2 protein-coding genes are annotated in these 2,359 nt (G+C 64.6%); both read right to left on the bottom strand.

Going from position 1 to position 2,359, the window contains the following annotated elements:
- Positions 1-99: 99 nt before the first annotated feature.
- On the bottom strand, positions 100-1,035 hold the full coding sequence (locus AB0E63_RS46355; RefSeq protein WP_360381293.1) for a hypothetical protein: 936 nt from the start codon (positions 1,033-1,035) through the stop codon (positions 100-102).
- Positions 1,017-2,129 carry an SIR2 family protein gene (locus tag AB0E63_RS46350; RefSeq protein WP_360381290.1) on the bottom strand — a complete coding sequence of 371 codons (1,113 nt, stop codon included), beginning with the start codon at positions 2,127-2,129 and terminating at the stop codon, positions 1,017-1,019. Before AB0E63_RS46350 ends, AB0E63_RS46355 begins: the two co-directional genes overlap by 19 nt.
- Positions 2,130-2,359 lie beyond the last annotated feature (230 nt).

Below are 2,359 nucleotides of genomic sequence, written 5' to 3'. Positions count from 1 at the left end.
CGTCCTTGGTGACGGTGCGCCGCAGCGTCTCGCCGATCACCCCGTCGCCCCTCGACCGATCCGCGGACGGTACGTGCGTGCGGCGCCTCATGAAGGAGCTCACGCCGGTCGACGCCTGCGTCGCCACCGCCGACCTCTCTGGCGCGCAGCTTCGGCGTCCCCCGCACCAGGCTCCGCCGACCGGATCGACTGAGGCGAGCCGCTTGCCGGACTGACGACGAGCTTGTGGTGGTCGGATTCCCCGCCTCCTGGCTCAGGGTTCGCGACTGACAGCAGGACGGTGCCCGGGTTCTCGAGCAGCGCCGCCGGTACCCGCACCCGCATGGAGGTTGGGGTGTCGTACGTCGTCGCCAGCTCGACGGTGCCCGTTCCCTCCTCGCCCTCCCTGATGCCGTGGGCTCGGCTCGCGGCGACGAAATCGTTGCCGGTGAGGACGATCTCGGCGTCGCCGGACCCGGCTTGAACCTCTGCCGGTGAGATCGACATGACGATCGGCTCAGGGAACGTGGCCTTGTCGGAACGCTCCCTGTCGCCGGCGGACGTCGCGAACAACGTGCTGAAGACCTCCTTCAACTTGTCGGTTGCCTGCTTGGAGAAGAGGCCCGTCATTCCCGCGATGGCAGCGATGCCGTAGGGATTGAGGTCGTCCGACGTCGCGTTGCCCGTGACGAGACCTCCGCGTATGGCGAAGTAGACGATCAAGGCCAGCGCGGCACCGATCGCGGTGCGGAGGACGTACCACCAGAACCAACTGGAGTAGAGACGCCGGTTTCCGACGTACGTCGCGAACGAGGTCGCGGCGTGCACGAAACTCCCGAGCGCGCTCACCAGGATCACCAGCACCAGCAGCGCCGTCTCCCGGCTCATGGCCCACGGCCCAAGCCCGAACAGCCGCCACTCACCCGCCTGACTCGAGTCCTCGGACACCAACGGCCACATCCCGATCAGCACCAGCACGCTCGCTATGACGACGACCAAGAGACCAAGCCCGAGAAGATTCGTCCCCAGGGGTTTCATCAACCGCTTCTGCGCCATCCGTCACCCTCCCTTCTGCTTCCATAAACGTCGGACCACGCCTCGCCCGACGCGGAGTAGACCGCCTCGAGGTAGTCCGGAATTTCGTCATGGGAGCGCAACCAGAGCACTCGGACCCCGAGCGGGGTGAACGTCAGTTCGTAGGCGCGAGTGATATCCGGGTCGGGTGACCTCAACATCAGAGCCACATGACGAACTACCCTGCGGCGAATTCGGCTCGCTGCCATCCCCTCGGCGACGAGCGCCCGCCTGCGTTCCATCTTCGAGTAATGCAGCAGCCGCCGGAGGTTTTCATCCTGCATCGACAGGCCGACGAAGACGGCGGAGTGTTCGCGCAACAAGTGGAGGAACGTGTAGTTGAACAAGCGAGTGGGATCGTTGAAGGCGTCGAAGTAGTCCTGTTCGGTCAGCACCATCTGGTCCGGAGCGTTCTTCCTGAGGTCGGCGGCCTGGCGGTCGAAGCGCATGTAACCGTGCACGTGGTACACGCTGATCTTGTCCGAACGTGAGCCCGCCGACGGTCGCTCGACGGTGCGGAGGATCCGTTTCCGCGGGGGCTCGGCGCAGTACTTGGCCAGCGAGTGATTCTGCAGCAGGGCGTCCAGGTTGAAGGTGACGACTCCCTTGACCTGAGGGTTGGGCACGAATGCGCCGTTGTCGTGAGAGCGGGAGACGCAGAACGCGGAGACTGCGCGCAGGGTCGTGTTCTGTATGTCCGTCGTATTTGCGAATTCCGCCTCGCGCTCGCGGGAGACGCCGTCGGGGAACCACTCGAAGTCACGGTAGAGCGATTGCCGGACCAGTTCCGTGAAGGTCTCCCTGGGGGCTTGTACGGCGCCGCGGTTCCGGGCGGTCTCTTCGAGGAGGCTTGCGAGCACGGTCAATGGCATGCCCGCCTGAGTGAGCTTGACGAAGAGTGCCGGGTCTGGGTCCGGATAGCACGACGAGAAGAGCCGATGCAGGAGTTCTTGCCAGGCCGGCAGACCTGAGGCGAATGAGACGCCGGCTCCGAGTACCAGAAAGACCCCGCGCCGCCGGTAGGCATTCTTCAATAAACGGATGCTTTCGGAATTGTTCCGCTCGATGTCTATCACGTTGTTCCCCCTTGTGTGACAGGGATTCCGTGTCACACCCCTGGTTCGAACAATGCGCCTTATGTCTGCTGATTGCAACCGGCTGGAGTTACCCCAGGCACCAGGTAGTGGGGTCGGTGGGCACGGACGCGGCAAAGTCGCTCATGCGGCTTGAAGGAGCCTGAGGGTGCGTTGCGGGTCGCGGGCGTGGTGCCTGTTCGCTGCGGCGATGTTGTCGTGTCCGTCGAGGC

The sequence above is a fragment of the Kribbella sp. NPDC026596 genome (assembly GCF_040638415.1).
Lineage (GTDB): Bacteria > Actinomycetota > Actinomycetes > Propionibacteriales > Kribbellaceae > Kribbella.
This window is presented reverse-complemented; position numbering and strand designations above follow the sequence as displayed.